Source organism: Limnohabitans radicicola, assembly GCF_014837235.1.
GTDB lineage: Bacteria > Pseudomonadota > Gammaproteobacteria > Burkholderiales > Burkholderiaceae_C > Limnohabitans_A > Limnohabitans_A radicicola.
On the sequence record NZ_JACYFT010000001.1, the window covers coordinates 409,117 to 429,509 of the forward strand.

A 20,393-nucleotide genomic window follows, 5' to 3' on the forward strand; every position below is an offset into this window, starting at 1 on the left:
CGCATTATGCGGCGGTCGCAGATTCCACTCGCACCGCACAGTATTTGAACTCCGGGATCTTGCCAAAAGGATCCAGTGCCGCATGGGTCAGTTCGTTGGCCGCCGCCTCCACATAGGCAAACGGGATGAACACCGCCCCCAGGGGCGTGCCATTGTCCTGACGCAAGGCGAGTTCCACATGCCCGCGTCGCGAAGCCACACGGATGCGTTGCCCCGGCTGCAAACCCAGACGCCCCATCTCCGCCCCATGCATGCAAGCGGTAGCGGCAGGCTCCAAAGCATCAAGCACGGTGGCACGGCGCGTCATGCTGCCCGTGTGCCAGTGCTCCAGTTGCCGACCGGTGATGAGCACCAGGGGGTAATCGGCATCGGTTTGTTCTGCCGCCGCAATCAAGCTTGCAGGGACCAGGCGAACGCGACCGTCTTGCGTTGGAAAGTGGTCGTGGAAGACGATGGGCTGGCCCGGGTCATCGGCGCTCACGCAGGGGTAGGTGACCGAGCCTGCATTCAAACGCGCCCAGTCGATGCCGCCCATGGTCAGGGCCATGGCCTGACGCATTTCTTCATACACCTGGGCCACACCTTCGTGTGCACCCACGTAGTGCCAATTAAGGCCCATGCGCTGCGCGATCTGCTGGATGATCCACAAATCGGGTTTCGCATCGCCCGGGGGCAACACGGCCTGGCGGCCCATCTGCACCGTGCGGTCGGTGTTGCTGACGGTGCCGGTTTTTTCGGGCCAGGCGCTGGCGGGCAGCACCACATCGGCCAGCCAGGCGGTCTCGGTCAGGAAGATGTCCTGCACCACCAGGTGCTGCAAACTGGCCAAGGCATGGCGGGCATGGTGCAGGTCCGGGTCGCTCATGGCCGGGTTCTCACCCAAGATGTACATGCCGCGCACCTTGTGCGGGTCGCTCTCGGGCGCGAGCGCCTTGTGCATGATCTCGACCACGGTGTAGCCGGGCTGGTCGTCGAGTTTCGTGTCCCAAAATTTCTCAAACCAGTCCTGCGCAGATTTGTCGCTCACACGCTGGTAGTTGGGGTACATCATCGGGATCAGGCCCGCGTCGCTCGCGCCCTGCACATTGTTCTGGCCGCGCAGCGGATGCAGGCCGGTGCCGGGGCGACCGATCTGGCCCGTGATGCTGGCCAACGCGATCAGGCAGCGCACATTGTCGGTGCCATGCACATGCTGGCTCACACCCATGCCCCACAAAATCATGGCCGCCTTGGCCGTGGCATAAGCCCGCGCCACCTCGCGGATGGTGTCTGCCGGAATGCCGCAAACCACGCTCATGGCCTCGGGTGTGTAGTCCCGCACATGGGCTTTGAGCTCGGCCACATGGTCGGCACGCTCGCGCAGGAAGGTCTCGTCGCACAGGTTTTCGGTCACGATCACGTGCAGCATGGCGTTGAGCAGCGCCACATCGGTGTCAGCCTTGAACTGCAAGGTGCGCCAAGCGTGGCGACCGATGTCGGTGATGCGCGGGTCCATCAGCACGATGCGTGTGCCGCGCCGGGCAGCGTTCTTCATCCAACTGGCGGCCACCGGGTGGTTGGCCGTGGGGTTGGAGCCGATCACGATGATGAGGTCGGCATGCGCCACATCGCGCACCGGGTTGCTCACCGCGCCGGAGCCCACGCCTTCGAGCAGTGCAGCGACACTGGACGCGTGGCACAGGCGCGTGCAGTGGTCCACGTTGTTGCTGCCAAAACCGGTGCGCACCAGTTTCTGGAAAAGGTAGGCCTCTTCGTTGCTGCCTTTGGCCGAGCCGAAACCGGCAAGCGATTTGGGGCCGTGCAGTTGACGCAGCCTGTTGAGCGGCAGGGTGGCCAGATCCAGTGCTTCTTCCCAAGTGGCTTCGCGGAAGACATCGCGCCAGTCGGTGTGGCCCTCCAGCAGCGCCACGTCCTTGGCCACGCCCGCCTTGCGGATCAGTGGCCGGGTGATGCGGTCCGGGCTGTGGATGTAGTCCATGCCAAAGCGGCCTTTGACGCACAGGCGCCCTTCGTTGGCCGGGCCTTCGCGGCCCTTCACGCTGATGATCTTTTCATCGCGCACCTGGAAAGTGACCAGGCAACCGACACCACAAAACGGGCAGACGGAGTCGACTTCGCGGTCCACGCTTTGTGGGCCCATGTGGCTCTTGGGCATGAGCGCGCCTGTGGGACAGGCCTGCACGCATTCGCCACAACCCACACAAGAACTGCCACCCATCGTGTCGGCCAGGTCAAACACCACCTGGGTGTGCGCCCCCCGGAAGGCCAGGCCGATCACATCATTGACCTGCAGGTCGCGGCAAGCGCGTTCGCAGCGGTTGCACTGGATGCAAGTGTCCAGATTCACCGCCATGGCCGGGTGTGACAGATCGGCGGGCACGGCCTCGCGACGCAAGTCGGCCAACGCCGGACGCACCTGTACGCCGTGGTGTTCGGCCCACTGGCTCAGCTCGCCGTGCGGGGCCTCGAGGCGGTCGTCCAACCACTTGTGGCCCTGCTCGGGCAGGTCGGCCAGCAGCATCTCCAGCACCATCTTCTGGCTTTTGACCGCACGTTCACTGTTCGTTTGCACCTGCATGCCGGGCGTAGCGCTGCGGCAGCAGCTGGGCGCGAGCGTGCGTTCACCGGCCACCTCGACCACGCAAGCGCGGCAGTTGCCGTCGGGCGCGAGGCCTTCCTTGTGGCACAGGTGCGGGATGGCAATACCCAGGTCTTTGGCAATGTTGAAGATGCTTTTGCCAGCGGGCGCTTCAACGCTTTGGCCGTTGAGGGTGAATTGGACGGTGCTCATGCCGCCCCCACTTCGTGCGGGAAATACTGCAACACGCAGCGGATCGGGTTCGGCGCGGCCTGGCCCAGACCACAGATGGACGCATCGCCCATGACCTGCGCCAGGTCTTCGAGTGTTTCGCGGTCCCAGACCTCACGGGCCATCAGCTGCGCCGCCTTGTCGGTGCCCACGCGGCAAGGCGTGCACTGGCCGCAGCTCTCGTGCGCAAAAAAACGCATCACGTTCAGGGCCGCTTCACGGGCGCTGTCGTGTTGGCTGAGCACCACCACGGCGGCCGAGCCGATGAAGCAGCCATGCGGCTGCAAGGTGTCAAAGTCCAGCGGCACATCGGCCAAACGGGCAGGCAAAATGCCGCCGCTGGCACCGCCGGGCAAATAGGCGTACAGCGTGTGCCCCTCGGCCATGCCGCCGCAGTGTTCATCCACCAGTTCGCGCAGCGTGATGCCCGCAGGCGCGAGCTTCACGCCCGGCTGCTTCACACGCCCGCTCACGCTGAAGCGGCGCAGGCCCTGGCGACCGTGGCGGCCCTGCGATGCAAAGCTGTCCGCCCCGTTTTCCAGCAGCTTGCGAATCCAATAGAGGGTCTCGAAGTTGTGCTCCAGCGTGGGTCGACCAAACAGGCCCACCTCGGCGATGTAAGGGGGGCGCAGGCGCGGCTCGCCACGTTGGCCTTCGATGCTTTCGATCATGGCGGATTCTTCACCGCAGATGTAGGCCCCTGCGCCGCGTCGCAGCTCGATGCGCGGCAAGGCGCAAGGCGGATTCGCCTGCAGATCGGCCAGCGCTTGCATGAGCAGCACACGCGCTTCGTGGTATTCGTCACGCAGGTAGATGTACACCGCTTCGCAACCCACCACACTGGCGGCGATCAGCACACCCTCCAGAAAACGGTGCGGGTCCGACTCCAGGCCCGTGCGGTCCTTGAAGGTGCCGGGTTCGCCCTCGTCGATGTTCACCGCCATCAGGCGCGGGGCTGGCTGCTGGCGCACGATACGCCATTTGCGACCCGCCGGAAAACCTGCGCCACCCAGACCACGCAAGCCCGAGGACTCCAGCACCTGGATCACCGATTCGGCCTCGCGCTCACCCGAGGCCACTTGTTGTGCCAGGCGGTAGCCCCCGGCTTGCACATAAGCGTCCATGTGGACCGCATCGGGCAAAGCATTCGGCTGCGTCTGATGGTGAGTGACACGTTGCACCACCGCATCAACGCTCGCGTACGCCACGGCCTGCTGACCCACCTGTGCCGCCGGGGCCTGCTCGCAGCGGCCCAGACAGGGCACAGGCACCACCTTCACATCCAGCAAATCGTTTTGCAATTGGCGAAGCAAGCTGTGGCTGCCCGCGAGGCTGCAGCTCAGGCTGTCGCACACCCGCACCTTGATGCGCGCAGCGGCTTCATCGTCTTTCAGGATCTCGAAGTGGTGGTAGAACGAAGCGACCTCGAACACCTCGACCACGGACAAGCGCATCTCGGCCGCCAGCGCCACGATGTGGCGCTCGAACAAACCATGAAAATGGTCATTCAGCACATGCAGATGCTCGATCAGCAGGTCACGGCGGTGGCCGTTTTCGGGCGGGTCACCGATCAGGGCCCGCACCTCGGCACGGGCTTCATCGCTGGCCTGACGGCCTTTGAGCTGTGAGCGCGGCTGGCGCAGTTGCTGGCGAAGCTGGTCCAGACCGATGTGGGTGGCGTTCGCCATACTGGCTCAATAGGTTTCGAGGTGCAGGCGGCCTTCTTTCTTGAGCGCGCCACCGATGGCTTCCCAGTCCAGACCGGCGTTCTGAGCGATGTCGCGCAGCGCCATGACCACGCCCTCTTCCATGCTCTTCAAACCGCACACATAGAAGCAGGTGTTGGGGTCTTTGAGCTGCAGTGCGATGTCGGCAGCGCGGTCACGCAGCGCATCCTGCACATAGCGCTTGGGCTTGCCCACTTCACGCGAAAAAGCGAACTCGATGTCGATGAAGTCTTTGGGCAGGTTGTTGAGCGGCCCAAAGTACGGCAGCTCGGCCGGGGTGCGGGCACCAAAGAAAAGCATCAGCTTGCCCCCCTCGAATTTGCCGCTCGCCCGCAAGCGGCGACGCCATTCGGTCATGGCGCGCATCGGGGCCGAACCCGTCCCCGTGCAGATCATGACGATGTTGCTCTTGGGGTGGTTGGGCATCAAGAAGCTCGCGCCAAACGGCCCGATCACCTGCACTTTGTCGCCGACCTGGAGGTCGCACATGTAGTTGGAGCCGACGCCACGCACAGGTTGGCCGTCGTGGTCTTCGAGCACGCGCTTGATGGTGAGCGACAGGTTGTTGTGGCCCGGACGCTCGCCGTTGCGGGGGCTGGCAATGGAGTATTGGCGGGCGTGGTGCGGTTTGCCTTTGGCGTCCACACCGGGCGGGATGATGCCGATCGACTGGCCTTCGAGCACCGGGAAAGGCATGCTGCCAAAGTCGAGCACGATGTGGTGGGTGTCGTAGTCTTGCTGGCCGTCTTGTTTGCCGACTTCGGTCACGCGCAGGTTGCCGGTGACGGTGGCAGTGATGGTTTTTTCGGCCGCCTTGGGGCCATACAGGTTGGTGTAGGCATGGGCCGCTGACCAAGGGGGAATGGTCGCGCCGTAGGCGGCCGAGTTGAAGCCGGACGCGCTGGCGGTGCTGGCGGCCGATGCGGAGGAAGCCGCGGCTTGTGCAGCGGCTTGGGCTTCTTCCTGAGCGGCGCCGACCTCGGCACCGGCTGCGGCAAGTTCTTCGGCGCTCAGTTCAGCAGGCAGCACGTCCCATTTGAGCTGTTCTTCAATGCTGTAGGCCTTGGCCTTGGGCATCATGCGCCAGTTGTCGATGGAGCCCGTGGGGCATGGCGAGATGCAGTCCATGCAGAGGTTGCAGACATCGGCCTTGACCACGTAGTTGAGGGAGTCGTGGGTGATGGCCCCGACCGGGCAGATCGCTTCGCAGGTGTTGCAGCGGATGCAGATCTCCGGGTCAATGACGTGCTGTTTGATCAAGGTCGTTTCGGTGCTCATGTCTTGGCTTTCTTGTTGTCGCTTCGGCTTTGGTCTTTGGCTTACGGGGTCCGCAACGATATGGCTTGGAGCCGGGCAAGCAATGCAGTCTACCGGCATTGTGTGTGCTTGGCGCACACCATGCAGTCGTCAAAGGCAGGGGCGGGTGACGATTTTTGGTACCCCAGTATGAGGAACCCGCCCCTGCCTTTGACGACTGCTGCCCCACAAATGAGGCAGCAGTCAATTCAAAAGCTCAACGCATCAGTTGAAGCGGACGTAATCAAAGTCCACAGGCTGACGGTTGATGCCCATGACGGGAGGCGCGATCCAGTTGGCGAACTTGCCTGGCTCGACGACACGGCCCATCAGGCTGGCCACATAAGCGCGGTCTTCGTTGGTCGGCAGCCACTCGCCCACTTTGGCGTTCCACTCGGCCTCAGACACCACACGGCCTTCGGGCGTGATCTTGGCGCCGGACAAAGAACCGATGTTGCGGTGGAAAGCCTTGTGTGGCGCAGTCAGCTTGAAGGGGATGCCGGCTTTTTCGATCACACGGTTCCAGCGCTCGATACCGCCTTTGGAATCGGTGATGTAGTCATCGCGCAGCACTTCGTTCAAGGCGTTGAGCATCGGCACTTCTTTTTCGACCAGCTTGCCGTCTTCGACCGACAGGATCTTGTAGCTGTTGCCCTTGAGGACATGGTCATCGGTGCGCTTGCCTTCTTCGTAACGGCCCTTCAAGCCGGAGCTGTAGAAGGTGGCGGCGTTGGACGACTGATCGGCACCGAACAGGTCGATGGTCACCGAGAAGTGGAAGTTGATGTAACGCTGGATGGTGGGCAGGTCGATCACGCCAGCCGCGCGCAGCTTGGCCACGTCGTCGGTTTTCAGCTGGTTCATCACATCCACGGTGCGCTGGATGGTGCGGCTCACGCCGGACTCGCCCACGAACATGTGGTGGGCTTCTTCGGTCAGCATGAACTTGGTCGTGCGGGCCAGCGGATCGAACGCCGACTCGGCCAAAGCGCACAACTGGAACTTGCCGTCGCGGTCGGTGAAATAGGTGAACATGAAGAAGGACAGCCAGTCGGGCGTCTTCTCGTTGAAGGCTTGCAGAATGCGGGGGTTGTCGGCGTTGCCGCTGTTGCGCTCGAGCAGGCCCTCGGCTTCTTCACGGCCGTCCTTGCCAAAGTACTTGTGCAGCAGATAGACCATGGCCCACAGATGACGGCCTTCTTCCACGTTCACCTGGAACAGGTTGCGCAGGTCGTACTGGCTGGGCGCAGTCAGGCCCAGGTGGCGTTGCTGCTCGACGGATGCGGGTTCGGTGTCGCCTTGGGTCACGATGATGCGGCGCAGGTTGGCGCGGTGTTCGCCAGGCACGTCTTGCCAGGCGGCTTCGCCGATGTGGTCACCGAAGTGGATCTTGCGGTCTTGCTCGCCGGGATTGAGGAAAATGCCCCAACGGTAGTCGGGCATCTTCACGTGGCCAAACTGGGCCCAGCCTTGGGGGTCCACGCTCACGGCGGTGCGCAGGTAAACGTCGAAGTTTTGCGAGCCATCAGGACCCATGTCATTCCACCACTGCAGGTAGTTGGGCTGCCAGTGCTCCAGCGCGCGTTGCAGCGTGCGGTCTTCCGACAGGTTGACGTTGTTGGGGATTTTTTCGCTGTAGTTGATACCGGACATGAGAGTCTCCAGAAATTAAAGCAACGGTGGGGTCAAATTTCGGTTGCAGCGCGGACCACCGGGAACCACGCCGCACAACGTCAAAACATCAAACGCGGTTCAGGTCGAACTGGACTTTTTCGCCCTTGCCGTAGACCTTCAGAGCGCCCTTTTCGCCGACGGCGTTGGGGCGCTGGAAAATCCAGTTCTGCCAGGCGGTCAGGCGGCCGAAGATGCGGGTCAGCATGTTCTCTTGGCTAGCAAAACGCAGATTGGCTTCCAAACCGGTCAGGGCGTCGGGCGACATGGCAGAACGCTCTTCCAGGGCCAGGCGGATCTCGTCGGCCCAGTCGATGTCATCAGGGGCTGCCGTGACCAAGCCCAAAGCCAGGGCCGCGTCAGCGTCCAAAGCCTTGCCGATGGCGCCGCGTGCGGCTTCCATGGCAGGCACTTCTTCGTAGAAGCGGCGCTGCAGGCGGGTCTGGTCGTTGACCATGGGGAAGAAACCGAAGTTCATTTCGTTCAGCTGGATCTTGGGGGCATTGGCCTCGTCGTCAGGCAGCGCCAGCATGTAGGCGCGGTCGGCGCAGAAAGCCAGTTCGGCGAGTGTGCCGACAAAACATGTCCCCTCTTCAATCAGGGCGAACAGGCTGCGCGAAGTCACGTCCATGCGGGCCAGTGTGCGGCGCAGGTGGCCGATGGTTTCACGCACAAACCAGTGGTCTTTGTTCGCCAGCATGGTGGCGTCGGAGGCCAGCACGGCAGCGGCGTCGCCCGAAGTCTTGAGCACCCAGGTGCCGATGTCGAGTTCGTTGGTGCGCATGTGCAAGATGGCGTCGTCCAGTTCACGCACCATCTGCAAGGGCCACCAGTTCATGCCCGCGGCTTCAATGCCCGCGATATCAGTGGGCTGCGCGGTGGCCGGGGCCTTGACGGTGAAGGTGGCGATGCGCTTGGCGCGGTCGATCTCCACGGTGACGTTGGTATAAGTCAGCGCGTCGGCCGCGATGGTGCGGTTCAGGGGCGTGAGCGCCACACCCTTGGCACCTGCAGGACGGATGCTGCCAGCAGCCAGCTTGGTGGCGCGTTCTTTGACCACATCCTTGAACACGGCGGGCTTGGCGATCGCATCCACCAAACGCCAGTCCACGGCTTTTTGACCACGCACACCCTCAACACTGGTGCAGAAGATGTCGGCCAGATCGTGGCGCACATGGCGCTTGTCGGTCACACGCGTCAGGCCGCCCGTACCGGGCAACACGCCGAGCAAAGGCACTTCAGGCAGCGACACGGCTGAAGAGCGGTCATCAACCAGCACGATGTCATCACAAGCCAGCGCCAGCTCATAACCACCACCAGCGCAAGCGCCATTCAGGGCGGCGACGAATTTCAAGCCGTCGTGCTTGCTGGAGTCTTCGATGCCGTTACGGGTTTCGTTGGTGAACTTGCAGAAGTTCACTTTCCAGCCGTGCGTAGACACACCCAGCATGAAGATGTTGGCACCGGAGCAGAACACGCGGTCCTTCAAGCTGGTCACCACCACCGAGCGCACTTCGGGGTGCTCAAAGCGGATGCGCTGCAGCGCGTCATGCAACTCGATGTCCACCCCCAGGTCGTAGCTGTTGAGCTTGAGTTTGTAGCCAGGGCGGATACCGGCATCTTCGTTGATGTTGATGGCCAGCGTGGCAATCTCACCGTCAAAAGACAGGTTGATGTGTTTGTATTGCGAAGGGTTGGTCTGGTAATCAACCTGAGGTGCTGCGGTCATGGGTGTCTCCGTCAATGAAGGGGTGGATTTGATTTCGGTCAAAGATGCATTTCACTGCATGTTGAGCTGAAGTTTAGTGCAGATGACACCGGGCAGCAATATGCACTTTATTGCATTTTATAAGTATTTACCCTAGGAAGCAAGCTTCAGGGCCTTGTATCAAGCGGGCAAGGCCAGATGTTGGCGAACCGAAGTACGCAAGGCGTCGAAGGCCTGGTCTTCGCTGCGGCCACTGGTGTTGATGGTCAAGTCGGCTTTGGAATAGAAGGCCGAGCGCCCTTCGAGAATGCGCTTGAGGTCTTCCATGGCCTCGCGGCTCGCGGCCATCGGGCGCATGTCGCCTTGCGCAGCCACACGGCCCATGTGGTCGGCCGCGTCAGCCTGCAGCCACACGGTGGTGCAGTGCGAGAGCAGCACATTGAAGTTGGCGGAATCAGACACCAAGCCTCCCGGTGTGGCGATCACCACCTCGGGGTAAATTTGAATCGCTTCCTCGAGCGCACGGCGCTCGTAACGGCGGTAGGCGTTGGCCCCGTACAGGTTGTGGATTTCACTGATCTGGCAGCCGGCAAACTGCTCGATCTCGCGGCTCAGTTCAATGAAGGGAAAGCCCATGTCATCGGCCAGGCGCTGCCCCAACGCGGTTTTGCCGGCCCCACGCAAACCAATCAGGGCGATGCGATTCTTGCGTTCCTGTGCATTGCCGCCTTCACCAAACATCTCGCCCAGCTGGACGCGGGCACGGCGCAAATCGGCCTCGCTGCGCGTCGAGAGCAACTCACGGATCAACAGCCACTCGGGCGAACTGGTGGTGACGTCACCCAGCAATTCGGCCAGCGAGCACTGCAAGGCATGGGACACCTGCAACAGCACCAACACCGAGACATTGCCGGTGCCGTATTCCAGATTGGCGAGGTGCCGTTCGGACACATCGGCGGCCACCGCCACAGCACGTCGCGTCATGCCCTGGCGCGAGCGCAAGGTGCGCACGCGCTCGCCCAGCGCCTCCAGAAACGGGCTGCGTTTTGTCTCCGACTCGGACACTTCCATCAACGTGGACTCTTGACTTGTCATGTTGGACCTTGGATCTAAGACAAGGGAAAACCCTTAAATTTCAACAACCCCAAAACATGCACTTTATTGCATACTTGCAGGCACGCACAATAGTGCATCAACTGCTGTTTATACCGCCAACTGGACCACTCGAACAGTTTTTTGTTGCATGCCCCCGCCTGCAACACACCTGACTACCCTCATTTCGAGACGACTGAAAGCCATTCACATGACCGCATTGCTCCCCAACTTCTTCGCCGGCCGCTGGCAGACCGGCACCGACGCAGGTACGCCTCTGTTTGACCCGGTGCTGGGCACCGAACTGGCCCGCGTGTCCAGCAGCGGCATCGACCTGGCCGAAGGCTTTGCCTTTGCCCGCGAGCAAGGTGGCGCGGCCTTGCGCGCCATGCGCTACGGCCAGCGCGCCGCCATGCTCAGCCAAATTGTGGAAGTGCTGCAAGCCAACCGCGATGCCTACTACGAAATTGCCACCGCCAACAGCGGCACCGTGGCCAAAGACTCGGGCGTGGACATTGATGGCGCCATTTTCACCCTGGGCTACTACGCCAAGCAGGGCGCGGCCCTGGGCGATGCCACGCTGCTGCTGGACGGTGAACGCATCCGCATGGCCAAAGACCCGGCCTTCCAAACCCAGCACATCCAGGTGCCCACACACGGCGTGGCGCTGTTCATCAACGCCTTCAACTTCCCCAGCTGGGGCCTTTGGGAAAAAGCCGCCCCCGCCCTGCTCTCGGGTGTGCCGGTCATCATCAAGCCCGCCACAGCCACCGCCTGGCTGACCCAGCGCATGGTCAAGGATGTGGTGGACGCAGGCGTGCTGCCCGTGGGCGCGCTCTCGGTGATCTGCGGCTCGTCAGCAGGCCTGATGGACCAACTGCAGGCCTTTGACGTGGTCAGCTTCACCGGCTCGGCCGAGACGGGCCGGATCATCCGCAGCCACCGCGCCGTGACCGAGCTGTCGGTGCGCTGCAACATCGAAGCCGACAGCCTCAACAGCGCCTTGCTTTCGCCCGATGCCACAGCTGACAGCGAAGCTTTCAAGCTGCTGGTGGCCGAAGTTGCGCGCGAGATGACCGTCAAATCCGGCCAGAAATGCACCGCCATTCGCCGCATTTTTGTGCCGCGTGCCTTGTACCAAGCCACTGCACAGGCCATTGGCGCGCGCTTGGCCAAAACCAGCGTGGGCAACCCAAGGAACGAGTCCGTGCGCATGGGGGCCCTGGTGAGTCAAGAACAAAAAGCCAGTGTGCTGGCGGGCCTGGCCCAGCTCAAGACCGAAGCCACGGTTTTGTACGATGGCAACGCAGCACCGCTGGTGGATGCCGACGCATCGAGCGCCTGCGTGGCCCCCGTGCTGCTGGGCACCGAATCGCCCATGAGCGCCCAGGTGCTGCACGCGGTCGAGGTGTTTGGCCCCGTGTCCACCCTCATGCCTTACGACAGCATCAACGAGGCCTACACCATGATCCGCCGGGGTGAAGGCTCGCTGGTGTGCTCGGTCTACAGCGAAGACCCGACTTTCACCGCCCAGGCCTCGGTGGCGCTGGCCAGCAGCCACGGGCGTGTGCACGCGGTCTCGCCCGATGTGGCGACCCTGCACAGCGGCCACGGCAACGTGATGCCCATGAGCCTGCACGGTGGCCCTGGCCGCGCTGGCGGCGGTGAAGAGCTCGGCGGCTTGCGCGCCCTGAACTTCTACCACCGCCGCAGCGCCGTGCAAGGCAGCGCGCTGGCCCTGGACCAGCTGGCCGCACAGGGCGCCAAGCTGCCCCTGTAAGGACAAGTCCCCATTTTCCGAACCGACCCGACCACAGACACTGAGAACCCGCAGGAGACAAGACATGAGCCATGTGAGTGCCCCGCCCACCGAATTCAACTTCGCCCAGCACCTGATCGCCACCAATGCTGGCCGCGCCGACAAAACCGCCCTGATCGATGACATCGGCCAGCTCAGCTATGGCCAGCTGGCCGACCAGGTGCGCCGCTTTGCGGGCGGCCTCAAGGCCCTGGGCCTCAAGCGCGAAGAACGCGTTCTGCTGCTGATGCAAGACAGCAGCGACTGGGTGGTGGCTTTTCTGGGTTCGCTCTACGCGGGCGTGGTGCCTGTGGCCGTGAACACCCTGCTCACAGCCGAAGACTACGCCTTCATGCTGGCCAACAGCCGCGCCCAGGCCGCACTGGTCTCGGGCGCCCTGCTGCCCACGCTGCAAAGCGCCCTGACCCAGGTCAAGACCGAAGTGCAGCACGTGGTGGTGTCCCGCCCTGCGGACGCCTTGCCCGCCGGAGCACACGACATGGCCACGTTGGTGGCGCAAGGCCAGCCGGGCGTGCCTGCGGCCACCCTGGCCGATGAACCGGCTTTCTGGCTGTACTCGTCGGGTTCTACCGGCAAGCCCAAGGGCACGGTGCACAGCCAGGGCAATCTGTACTGGACCGCCGAGCTGTACGGCAAAGGCGTGCTGCAACTGCGCGAGAGCGATACCGTCTTCTCGGCCGCCAAGCTGTTCTTTGCCTACGGCCTGGGCAACGCGCTCACCTTCCCCTTGAGCGTGGGCGCGAGCGTGGTGCTGATGGCCGAGCGCCCCACCCCGCAAGCGACCTTCAAGCGCCTGGTCGACCACCAGCCCACCGTGTTTTATGGCGCGCCCACCGGCTACGGCGGCATGCTGGCCAGCCCCGAGTTGCCCGCCAAAAGCCAGGTCGCGCTGCGCCTGTGTTCATCGGCCGGTGAAGCCTTGCCACGCGACATCGGCGAGCGCTGGACGCAGCATTTCGGCTGCGAAATCATCGACGGCATCGGCTCCACCGAAATGCTGCACGTCTTTTTGTCCAACCGCCCCGGCGATGTGCGCTACGGCACCACGGGCAAACCGGTCGAGGGCTATTTGGTCGAGCTGCGCAACGAGGATGGCAGCGTGGTCACCGGCCACAACGAGATCGGCGACCTCTACATCCAGGGCCCCAGCAGCGCCCTGATGTACTGGAACAACCGCGAAAAATCGCGCGACACCTTCCAAGGCGTGTGGACCAAGAGCGGCGACAAGTACACCCGTGACCCCGACGGCTACTACACCTACGCGGGCCGCAATGACGACATGCTCAAAGTCAGCGGCATCTACGTTTCGCCCTTCGAGGTCGAGGCCACCTTGGTGCAGCACCCTGCCATCCTTGAAGCGGCTGTGATCGGCAAGGAAGACACCGATGGTCTGACCAAAACCAAGGCCTTCATCGTGCTCAAAGCGGGACAAAGCCTGACGCAGGAAGAGGTCAAGGCTTTTGTGAAAGAGCGCCTGGCTCCGTACAAATACCCGCGCTTCATCGAGTTTGTGGCCGAGTTGCCCAAAACCGCCACGGGCAAGATCCAGCGCTTCCGTCTGCGCGATCTTGAAAAACAGCAAGGCTGACGCCCGGCACCCCAAATCAACAAAGGCCCGCAAGCGGGCCTTTGTTTTGAGCGCTGCCTGAGCAGGATCAGGTGTCCTTGCTGATCTTGATGCTGGGGAACTTGCTCGAAAAATCCTTGGCCTTGGCGGCGATCTTGACCGCCACCTGGCGGGCCACGGCCTTGTAGATCTGGGCAACCTCGCCGTCGGGGTCGGACACCACCGTGGGCTTGCCGTTGTCGGCCTGCAGGCGGATCTGCATGTTCAGGGGCAAGGCCCCCAGATAGTCGATGCCTTTTTCGGCTGCATAGCGCTTGCCGCCGTCTTCACCAAAAATGTGCTCCACATGGCCGCAGTTCGTGCACACGTGCACCGCCATGTTTTCCACCACGCCCAGAATCGGCACCCCCACCTTCTCGAACATGGCCACGCCCTTGCGGGCGTCCAGCAGGGCGATGTCTTGCGGGGTGGTGACGATCACCGCACCCGTCATGGGCACGCGTTGGCTCAGGGTAAGCTGAATGTCACCCGTGCCTGGCGGCATGTCCACGATCAAATAATCGAGGTCCTTCCAGTTCGTCTGGCGCAACAACTGCTCCAGCGCCTGGGTGGCCATGGGGCCGCGCCAAATCATGGCTTCGTCCTGGTCCACCAGGAACCCGATCGACATGACCTGCACACCATAGTTCTCCATGGGCTCCATGTTCTGGCCGTCCAGGCTCTCGGGACGTCCTTCGATGCCCATCATCATGGGCTGGCTGGGGCCGTAAATGTCAGCGTCCAGCAGACCCACCTTGGCCCCCTCGGCGGCCAGGGCCAGGGCCAGGTTGACGGCCGTGGTGCTCTTGCCCACGCCGCCCTTACCCGAGGCCACCGCCACAATGTTCTTGACCTGCGGCAGCAGGGCCACACCGCGCTGCGCGGCATGGGCGACGATCTTGACGCTCACATTGGCCGACACATTGCTCACGCCGGCCACGCCTTTGGCCGCGGCAATCAGGGCCTGGCGCAGTGCCGAGATCTGGCTCTTGGCCGGGTAACCCAGTTCCACGTCAAAAGCGACGTCGCCGCCGTCGATCGTCAAATTCTTCAACTGCTTGGAAGACACGAAGTCCTTGCCCGTGTTGGGATCAATGACGGTTTGCAGGGCTTGAAGCAATTGTTCTGAGGTGGCCATGGGCAAGAATCCACAAAAAAGATGCCTGAGTCTAACCAAGCACGGGTGTCCCCTGATTCCGCGAGGTTGAAACCCCTCTAGCATCACAAAAATGATGAATTCAACAGGTTTGATACTTTCCGGGGGCGGCGCACGCGCGGCCTACCAGGTGGGTGTGCTGGCGACCATCGCCCGCATGCGGCGCGAAGCCGGCGCTGCACAGGGCAATCCTTTCCCCGTGATCTCGGGCACATCGGCCGGGGCCATCAATGCCGCTTTTTTGGCATGCCATGCAGACCATTTTGATGACGCCATCGAGGAACTGGTCGCGGTTTGGCGGGATTTCGAGGTCGAACAAGTCTACCGCTCCGATGTCTTGGGCATGATCCGTTCAGGGGCGCGGTGGGTTTCTCTGCTCTCTCTGGGCTGGCTGATCACACAGAAACGGTTTCGACCCAAGTCCTTGCTGGACAACACCCCATTGAGCACGCTGCTGCAAGAGCGTCTGGACCTGAAACGGTTGCCCACCCTGCTGGAGCAGGGCCACCTTCAGGCCTTGGCCATCACGGCTTCCAGCTACAGCACAGGCGAGCATGTGACTTTTTACGACAGCTGCCATGCCGTGACGCCCTGGGTCAGGAACCAGCGGCTGTCCCAGCATGGGCGCCTGACACACGCGCACTTGCTGGCCAGTTCAGCGATTCCCTTCATCTTTCCAGCGATGCGGCTGGACGGCCCTCAGGGCAGTGCTTTTTTTGGGGATGGCTCCATGCGGCAAACCGCACCCATTTCGCCTGCGATCCACCTGGGGGCCAGCAAAATTTTGGTGGTGGGTGCTGGTCGCATGCTGGAGCCCAAGCAAAGGATCGATGAAGAGCCCGCTTACCCGTCCCTGGCCCACATCGCGGGCCATGCCCTGTCCAGCATTTTTCTGGACTCGCTGGCGGTCGATGTCGAGCGCATGCAGCGCATCAACCAAACCTTGCAACTCATCCCGGAAGAAAAACGCCAGAGTACGCATTTGCGGCCCGTGGATTTGCTGCTGATCGCACCATCGCAGCGGCTCGATGCCATCGCGGCCAAACACGCCGAAGCCTTGCCTCAGACAGTCAAAAGTCTGCTGCGCACCTTGGGCGCCAGCCCCGCCTCGTTTCAAGGTCAGGGCAGTGCCCTGGTCAGTTACCTGCTGTTTGAAGCCGCCTACACCCGTGAACTGATGGCGCTGGGCGAAGCCGATGCACTGGCCCAACGTGAGGACATCCACCGGTTTTTCGGCTGGACCACCCCACCCTGAAGGCCATGGAACAGTGCAGGGCCTTTCTGAGCCAAAGAGCCTAGCGTCTAAAATCGCCAGCTTGCTTTCTGGGCTTTCAGCCACTTCCGACATGTCCAAGCGCCAACTCTTCGTCACCACCGCCCTGCCCTACGCCAACGGCAACTTCCACATCGGCCACATCATGGAGTACATCCAGGCCGACATCTGGGTGCGGTTCCAGCGCATGCAAGGCAGCCAGGTCAACTTTGTGGGCGCGGACGACACGCACGGCGCGCCAATCATGATCGCCGCCGAAAAAGCGGGTAAGACACCCCAGCAGTTCGTGGCCGACATCGCCGCCGGGCGCAAGCCCTACCTGGACGGCTTTCACATCCAGTTCGACAACTGGCACAGCACCGACGCCTCCGAAAACCACGCCCTGGCCCGCCAGATCTACCTGGACCTGAAAAAAACCGGGCTCATCGAGTCACGCACCATCGAGCAGTTCTTCGACCCCGAAAAGAACATGTTCCTGCCCGACCGCTTCATCAAGGGCGAGTGCCCCAAGTGCCATGCGCAGGACCAGTACGGCGACAACTGCGAGGTGTGCGGCGCAGTCTACGCCCCCACCGACCTGATCAACCCGTTTTCAGCCCTCTCAGGCGCAAAACCCGAACTCAAGAGCTCGGAGCACTTTTTCTTCAAGCTGTCCGACCCGCGCTGCGTGGAATTCCTGACCCAATGGACCCAGGACGGCAAGCTGCAGCCCGAAGTGGCCAACAAGGTCAAAGAATGGTTCAGCGTGCGCACCAACCCCGATGGCAGCACCAGCGATGGCCTGGGCGACTGGGACATCTCGCGTGATGCGCCCTACTTCGGCATCGAGATCCCCGATGCCCCGGGCAAGTACTTTTACGTCTGGCTGGACGCCCCTGTGGGCTACCTGGCCTCGCTCAAAAACCTGCTGGACCAGCGTGGCGAAGACTACGAGGCCTACATGGCCAACCCGGACCTGGAGCAGATCCACTTCATCGGCAAGGACATTGTCACCTTCCACACCCTGTTCTGGCCCGCCATGCTGCATTTCAGTGGCCGCAAGACACCCAACAAGGTGAACGTGCACGGCTTTTTGACGGTGAACAACGGCGAAAAAATGAGCAAGAGCCGGGGCACGGGCCTGGACCCGCTCAAGTACCTGAGCCTGGGCATGAACCCCGAATGGCTGCGTTACTACCTGGCCGCCAAGCTGTCGGGCCGCAACGAGGACATCGACTTCAACGCCGAAGACTTCATGGCGCGTGTCAACAGCGACCTGATCGGCAAGTTCGTGAACATCGCTTCGCGTTCGGCGGGCTTCATCGCCAAGCGCTTTGAGGGCCAGCTGGGCGCCATCACGGCCGACGGCCAGGCCCTGCTGGCTGCGCTGCAGGCGGCCACGCCCGGCATCACGGCCAGCTACGAGGAACGCGAATACGGCAAGGCCCTGCGCGACATCATGCTGTTGGCCGACAAGGTCAACGCCTATGTGGACCAGAACAAGCCCTGGGAACTGGCCAAGCAAGAGGGCCAGGACGCCCGCCTGCACGACGTGTGCACGGTGTGCATCGAAGCCTTCCGTCTGCTGAGCCTGCAGCTCAAGCCCGTGCTGCCCGCCCTGGCGGCCCAGGTCGAGGCCTTCCTGAACGTGGCCCCCTTCACCTTTGCCCAGGCGCAAAGCCTGCTGGGGGCGGGCCACGCCATCAACGCTTACCAGCACCTCATGCAGCGCGTGGACGTCAAGCAGCTCGACGCCCTGTTCGAGCCGCCTGCCGCGCCCGAGCCCGAGAAAGTCCTGCCCGGTGGCGAAGAGATCGCCCCGGTCATCGCCATCGACGACTTTGCCAAGATCGATCTGCGCATCGCCCAGATCGTCAACTGCGAGGCCGTGGAAGGCTCGACCAAGCTCTTGCGCCTGACGCTGGACGTGGGCGAGGGCCGCACCCGCAATGTCTTCAGTGGCATCGCCAGCATGTACAAGCCCGAAGACCTGGTGGGCCAGCTGACGGTGATGGTGGCCAACCTGGCCCCGCGCAAGATGAAGTTCGGCGTCTCCGAAGGCATGGTGCTGGCCGCCAGCCACGCTGACGAAAAAGCCGAGCCGGGCATCTACGTGCTGCACCCCTGGCCGGGTGCCAAGCCGGGCATGCGCATCCACTGACACCCCCAACGAGCGAAATCAATGGGGATCTGACCCCAATTGATTTGCCCCTGATTCATTGGCGCAGGGGTCGTTCAGTTGGCTGTAGGGTGGCTGCGGCATACTGTTCGGGTCATGAAGTTCGACCTGAACCTGTTTCGCCCCAAACTGCTGGACGCCCTGCCTGGTTACAGCCGCCAGCAATTGGCCAAGGACATCGGCGCGGGCATCACCGTGGGCATCGTCGCTCTGCCGCTGGCCATGGCCTTTGCCATCGCCTCCGGGCTCAAGCCCGAATCCGGCCTGTTCACCGCCATCATCGCGGGCTTTCTGATCTCAGCGCTGGGTGGCAGCCGGGTGCAGATTGGTGGCCCCGCCGGGGCGTTCATCGTGATCGTCTACGGCATCCTGGAACACTATGGCCTGGCCAACCTGATCCTGGCCACGGCCATGTCGGGCGTGCTGCTGTTCCTGATGGGCCTGTTCCGGCTGGGCACGCTGGTGCGCTTCATCCCGGTGTCGGTGGTGATTGGTTTCACCAACGGCATCGCGGTGCTGATCATGCTCTCGCAGATCAAGGATTTTCTGGGACTCAAAGTCCCGTCCATGCCTGCCGACTTTTTCGGCATCCTGAACACCTTGGGGCAACACCTGCACACGGCCGATCTGCCCTCGGTGCTGGTGGCGCTGGGCTCGCTGTCGCTGTTGATCGGCTGGATGCGTCTGGGCCGACGCCTCGAAAACACCCGCTACAAGGGCATCAGCGCCGTGCCCGGCTCCATCATCGCACTGCTGTTTGCCACGCTGGCCTGCGTCAGCCTCTCGCTGCCCGTGGAGACGATTGGCAGCAAGTTCGGCGGCATCCCCGCGCACCTGCCCACCTTGCAGTGGCCCGAGTTCAGCTGGAGCAGCGCCCGCTTCCTGTTCATGCCCACCCTGACGCTGACGTTGCTGGGCGCCATCGAGTCTCTGCTGTGCGCCCGCATTGCCGACGGCCTGATCGACGACCGGCACAACCCCAACCAGGAACTGATGGCGCAGGGCGTGGCCAACTTCATCACACCGTTTTTTGGCGGCATGCCCGCCACAGGCACCATCGCCCGCACCATGACCAACATCAAAAGCGGCGGCAGCAGCCCGATCGCGGGCATGGTGCACGCGCTCACGCTGCTGTTCATCGTGCTGGTGGCTGCGCCACTGGCGTCCTATGTGCCGTTGTCTGCGCTGGCCGCCATCTTGCTGTTTGTGGCCTGGAACATGGGCGAGTGGCGCGAATTCATGCACCTGCGGCAGTACCGCCTGCCCTACCGGCTGACGCTGCTGGCGGTGTTTTTCCTCACCGTGGTGTTCGACCTCACGGTGGCGGTGCAGGTCGGCCTGGTGGCCGCGTGCCTGACCTTCATCTACCGCATCTCCAGCCTGAGCCGCAGTGAAGCCGTCAATCGGCTGGATCACCCCGGTCTGGCGGGGCAAGAAGACACGGTGCAAGCCTGGCGCCTGTATGGGGCCCTGTTTTTTGGTGCGGTCAAGCTGATCGAAGAAATCGAAGACAAGCTCAGCACCCCCGTGCTGGTCATCGACCTCAAAAACGTCATCTATGTCGACTCGTCGGGCGCAGACGCCTTGATGAACCTGATCCACACTTGCCACAAACGGCAGATTCAACTGATCGTGTGCGGGCTGATGCACCAGCCCATGGACATCGCCCTGCGCACTGGCTTGCTGGATCACCTCGAAGGCAAGCTCGAACCCGATCTGAGCGCAGGCATCGCCCGCGCCAACAGCCTGGGGGCCAGCCTGGCCCGGTAAAATACCCATACTGCGTGTCCAAACTTCTTGCGGACACGGTTTTTCAAAGATTCGAGCCGACCATGTTGTCCATCTTCCGCCGCCCCGACTACCGCTCTGACGCCACCGAATTCATCGACGCGCTCAAGGGCCAGCGCCCCGAACTTGAAGCCCAGCAACGCGAAGGCCGCGCCCTGCTGTGGGACAAGCAAGTCAATCGCAACGACCAACAGGAATTCAAGGCCGCCCGCGTGGCCCAAAAACCCTACGTTTACCAGACCCAGGCCTGAGTTTTTCAGCATCTGAGCCCCGTTTGAACGGCCCCCACC

The 20,393-nt window shown here is 62.6% G+C and carries 13 protein-coding genes; 6 read left to right on the forward strand and 7 right to left on the reverse strand.

The window, feature by feature from the left end:
* Positions 1 to 4 precede the first annotated feature (4 nt).
* The 6 genes from fdhF to IC609_RS02090 form a co-directional block, all read right to left on the reverse strand.
* Complete coding sequence (fdhF, locus tag IC609_RS02065) at positions 5 to 2,791, reverse strand: formate dehydrogenase subunit alpha (protein WP_191817788.1); 2,787 nt, start codon at positions 2,789 to 2,791, stop codon at positions 5 to 7.
* A complete protein-coding gene (locus tag IC609_RS02070) occupies positions 2,788 to 4,497 on the reverse strand; it encodes an NADH-ubiquinone oxidoreductase-F iron-sulfur binding region domain-containing protein (RefSeq protein ID WP_191817789.1) in 1,710 nt (569 codons plus the stop codon). The genes fdhF and IC609_RS02070 overlap by 4 nt, the downstream gene beginning before the upstream one ends.
* A 6-nt stretch (positions 4,498 to 4,503) precedes the next feature.
* Complete coding sequence (gene boxA / locus IC609_RS02075; protein WP_191817790.1) at positions 4,504 to 5,814, reverse strand: benzoyl-CoA 2,3-epoxidase subunit BoxA; 1,311 nt, start codon at positions 5,812 to 5,814, stop codon at positions 4,504 to 4,506.
* A gap of 243 nt (positions 5,815 to 6,057) precedes the next feature.
* Positions 6,058 to 7,485 (reverse strand): benzoyl-CoA 2,3-epoxidase subunit BoxB, encoded by a 1,428-nt coding sequence (gene boxB, locus IC609_RS02080; RefSeq protein ID WP_191817791.1) that lies wholly within the window; start codon positions 7,483 to 7,485, stop codon positions 6,058 to 6,060.
* Between the two features lie 88 nt (positions 7,486 to 7,573).
* A complete protein-coding gene (gene boxC, locus IC609_RS02085; protein ID WP_191817792.1) occupies positions 7,574 to 9,232 on the reverse strand; it encodes a 2,3-epoxybenzoyl-CoA dihydrolase in 1,659 nt (552 codons plus the stop codon).
* 159 nt (positions 9,233 to 9,391) lie between these two features.
* Positions 9,392 to 10,306 carry a helix-turn-helix transcriptional regulator gene (locus IC609_RS02090; protein WP_191817793.1) on the reverse strand — a complete coding sequence of 305 codons (915 nt, stop codon included), beginning with the start codon at positions 10,304 to 10,306 and terminating at the stop codon, positions 9,392 to 9,394.
* 208 nt (positions 10,307 to 10,514) lie between these two features.
* Between IC609_RS02090 and IC609_RS02095 the strand changes: the two genes are divergently transcribed.
* Both IC609_RS02095 and IC609_RS02100 read left to right on the forward strand, forming a co-directional pair.
* On the forward strand, positions 10,515 to 12,083 hold the full coding sequence (locus IC609_RS02095; RefSeq protein ID WP_191817794.1) for a 3,4-dehydroadipyl-CoA semialdehyde dehydrogenase: 1,569 nt from the start codon (positions 10,515 to 10,517) through the stop codon (positions 12,081 to 12,083).
* A 64-nt stretch (positions 12,084 to 12,147) separates the two neighbouring features.
* Positions 12,148 to 13,710: a benzoate-CoA ligase family protein gene (locus tag IC609_RS02100; protein WP_191817795.1), complete on the forward strand. Its 1,563-nt coding sequence runs from the start codon at positions 12,148 to 12,150 to the stop codon at positions 13,708 to 13,710.
* 67 nt (positions 13,711 to 13,777) lie between these two features.
* On the opposite strand, the gene apbC is transcribed toward IC609_RS02100, so the two are convergent.
* Positions 13,778 to 14,866 (reverse strand): iron-sulfur cluster carrier protein ApbC, encoded by a 1,089-nt coding sequence (gene apbC, locus IC609_RS02105; RefSeq protein ID WP_191817796.1) that lies wholly within the window; start codon positions 14,864 to 14,866, stop codon positions 13,778 to 13,780.
* Positions 14,867 to 14,960: 94 nt separating this feature from the next.
* On the opposite strand from apbC, the gene IC609_RS02110 reads away from it, so the two are divergent.
* The 4 genes from IC609_RS02110 (at position 14,961) to IC609_RS02125 (ending at position 20,354) form a co-directional block, all read left to right on the forward strand.
* Positions 14,961 to 16,139, forward strand: coding sequence for a patatin-like phospholipase family protein (locus IC609_RS02110; protein ID WP_225224043.1), 1,179 nt, complete (start codon positions 14,961 to 14,963; stop codon positions 16,137 to 16,139).
* Positions 16,140 to 16,230: 91 nt separating this feature from the next.
* The gene (gene metG / locus IC609_RS02115; RefSeq protein ID WP_191817798.1) at positions 16,231 to 18,297 is read left to right on the forward strand and encodes a methionine--tRNA ligase; all 2,067 of its coding nucleotides are present in this window, start codon (positions 16,231 to 16,233) and stop codon (positions 18,295 to 18,297) included.
* A gap of 114 nt (positions 18,298 to 18,411) precedes the next feature.
* A complete protein-coding gene (locus IC609_RS02120) occupies positions 18,412 to 20,085 on the forward strand; it encodes a SulP family inorganic anion transporter (RefSeq protein ID WP_191817799.1) in 1,674 nt (557 codons plus the stop codon).
* A 65-nt stretch (positions 20,086 to 20,150) separates the two neighbouring features.
* The gene (locus IC609_RS02125) at positions 20,151 to 20,354 is read left to right on the forward strand and encodes a DUF3460 family protein (protein ID WP_191818872.1); all 204 of its coding nucleotides are present in this window, start codon (positions 20,151 to 20,153) and stop codon (positions 20,352 to 20,354) included.
* Positions 20,355 to 20,393: the final 39 nt, after the last annotated feature.

Coding starts and splice junctions, on each gene's coding strand:
- fdhF (WP_191817788.1), bottom strand. CDS start 2,791: ATGAGCACCGTCCAATTCACCCTCAACGGCCAAAGCGTTGAAGCGCCC.
- IC609_RS02070 (WP_191817789.1), bottom strand. CDS start 4,497: ATGGCGAACGCCACCCACATCGGTCTGGACCAGCTTCGCCAGCAACTG.
- boxA (WP_191817790.1), bottom strand. CDS start 5,814: ATGAGCACCGAAACGACCTTGATCAAACAGCACGTCATTGACCCGGAG.
- boxB (WP_191817791.1), bottom strand. CDS start 7,485: ATGTCCGGTATCAACTACAGCGAAAAAATCCCCAACAACGTCAACCTG.
- boxC (WP_191817792.1), bottom strand. CDS start 9,232: ATGACCGCAGCACCTCAGGTTGATTACCAGACCAACCCTTCGCAATAC.
- IC609_RS02090 (WP_191817793.1), bottom strand. CDS start 10,306: ATGACAAGTCAAGAGTCCACGTTGATGGAAGTGTCCGAGTCGGAGACA.
- IC609_RS02095 (WP_191817794.1), top strand. CDS start 10,515: ATGACCGCATTGCTCCCCAACTTCTTCGCCGGCCGCTGGCAGACCGGC.
- IC609_RS02100 (WP_191817795.1), top strand. CDS start 12,148: ATGAGCCATGTGAGTGCCCCGCCCACCGAATTCAACTTCGCCCAGCAC.
- apbC (WP_191817796.1), bottom strand. CDS start 14,866: ATGGCCACCTCAGAACAATTGCTTCAAGCCCTGCAAACCGTCATTGAT.
- IC609_RS02110 (WP_225224043.1), top strand. CDS start 14,961: ATGAATTCAACAGGTTTGATACTTTCCGGGGGCGGCGCACGCGCGGCC.
- metG (WP_191817798.1), top strand. CDS start 16,231: ATGTCCAAGCGCCAACTCTTCGTCACCACCGCCCTGCCCTACGCCAAC.
- IC609_RS02120 (WP_191817799.1), top strand. CDS start 18,412: ATGAAGTTCGACCTGAACCTGTTTCGCCCCAAACTGCTGGACGCCCTG.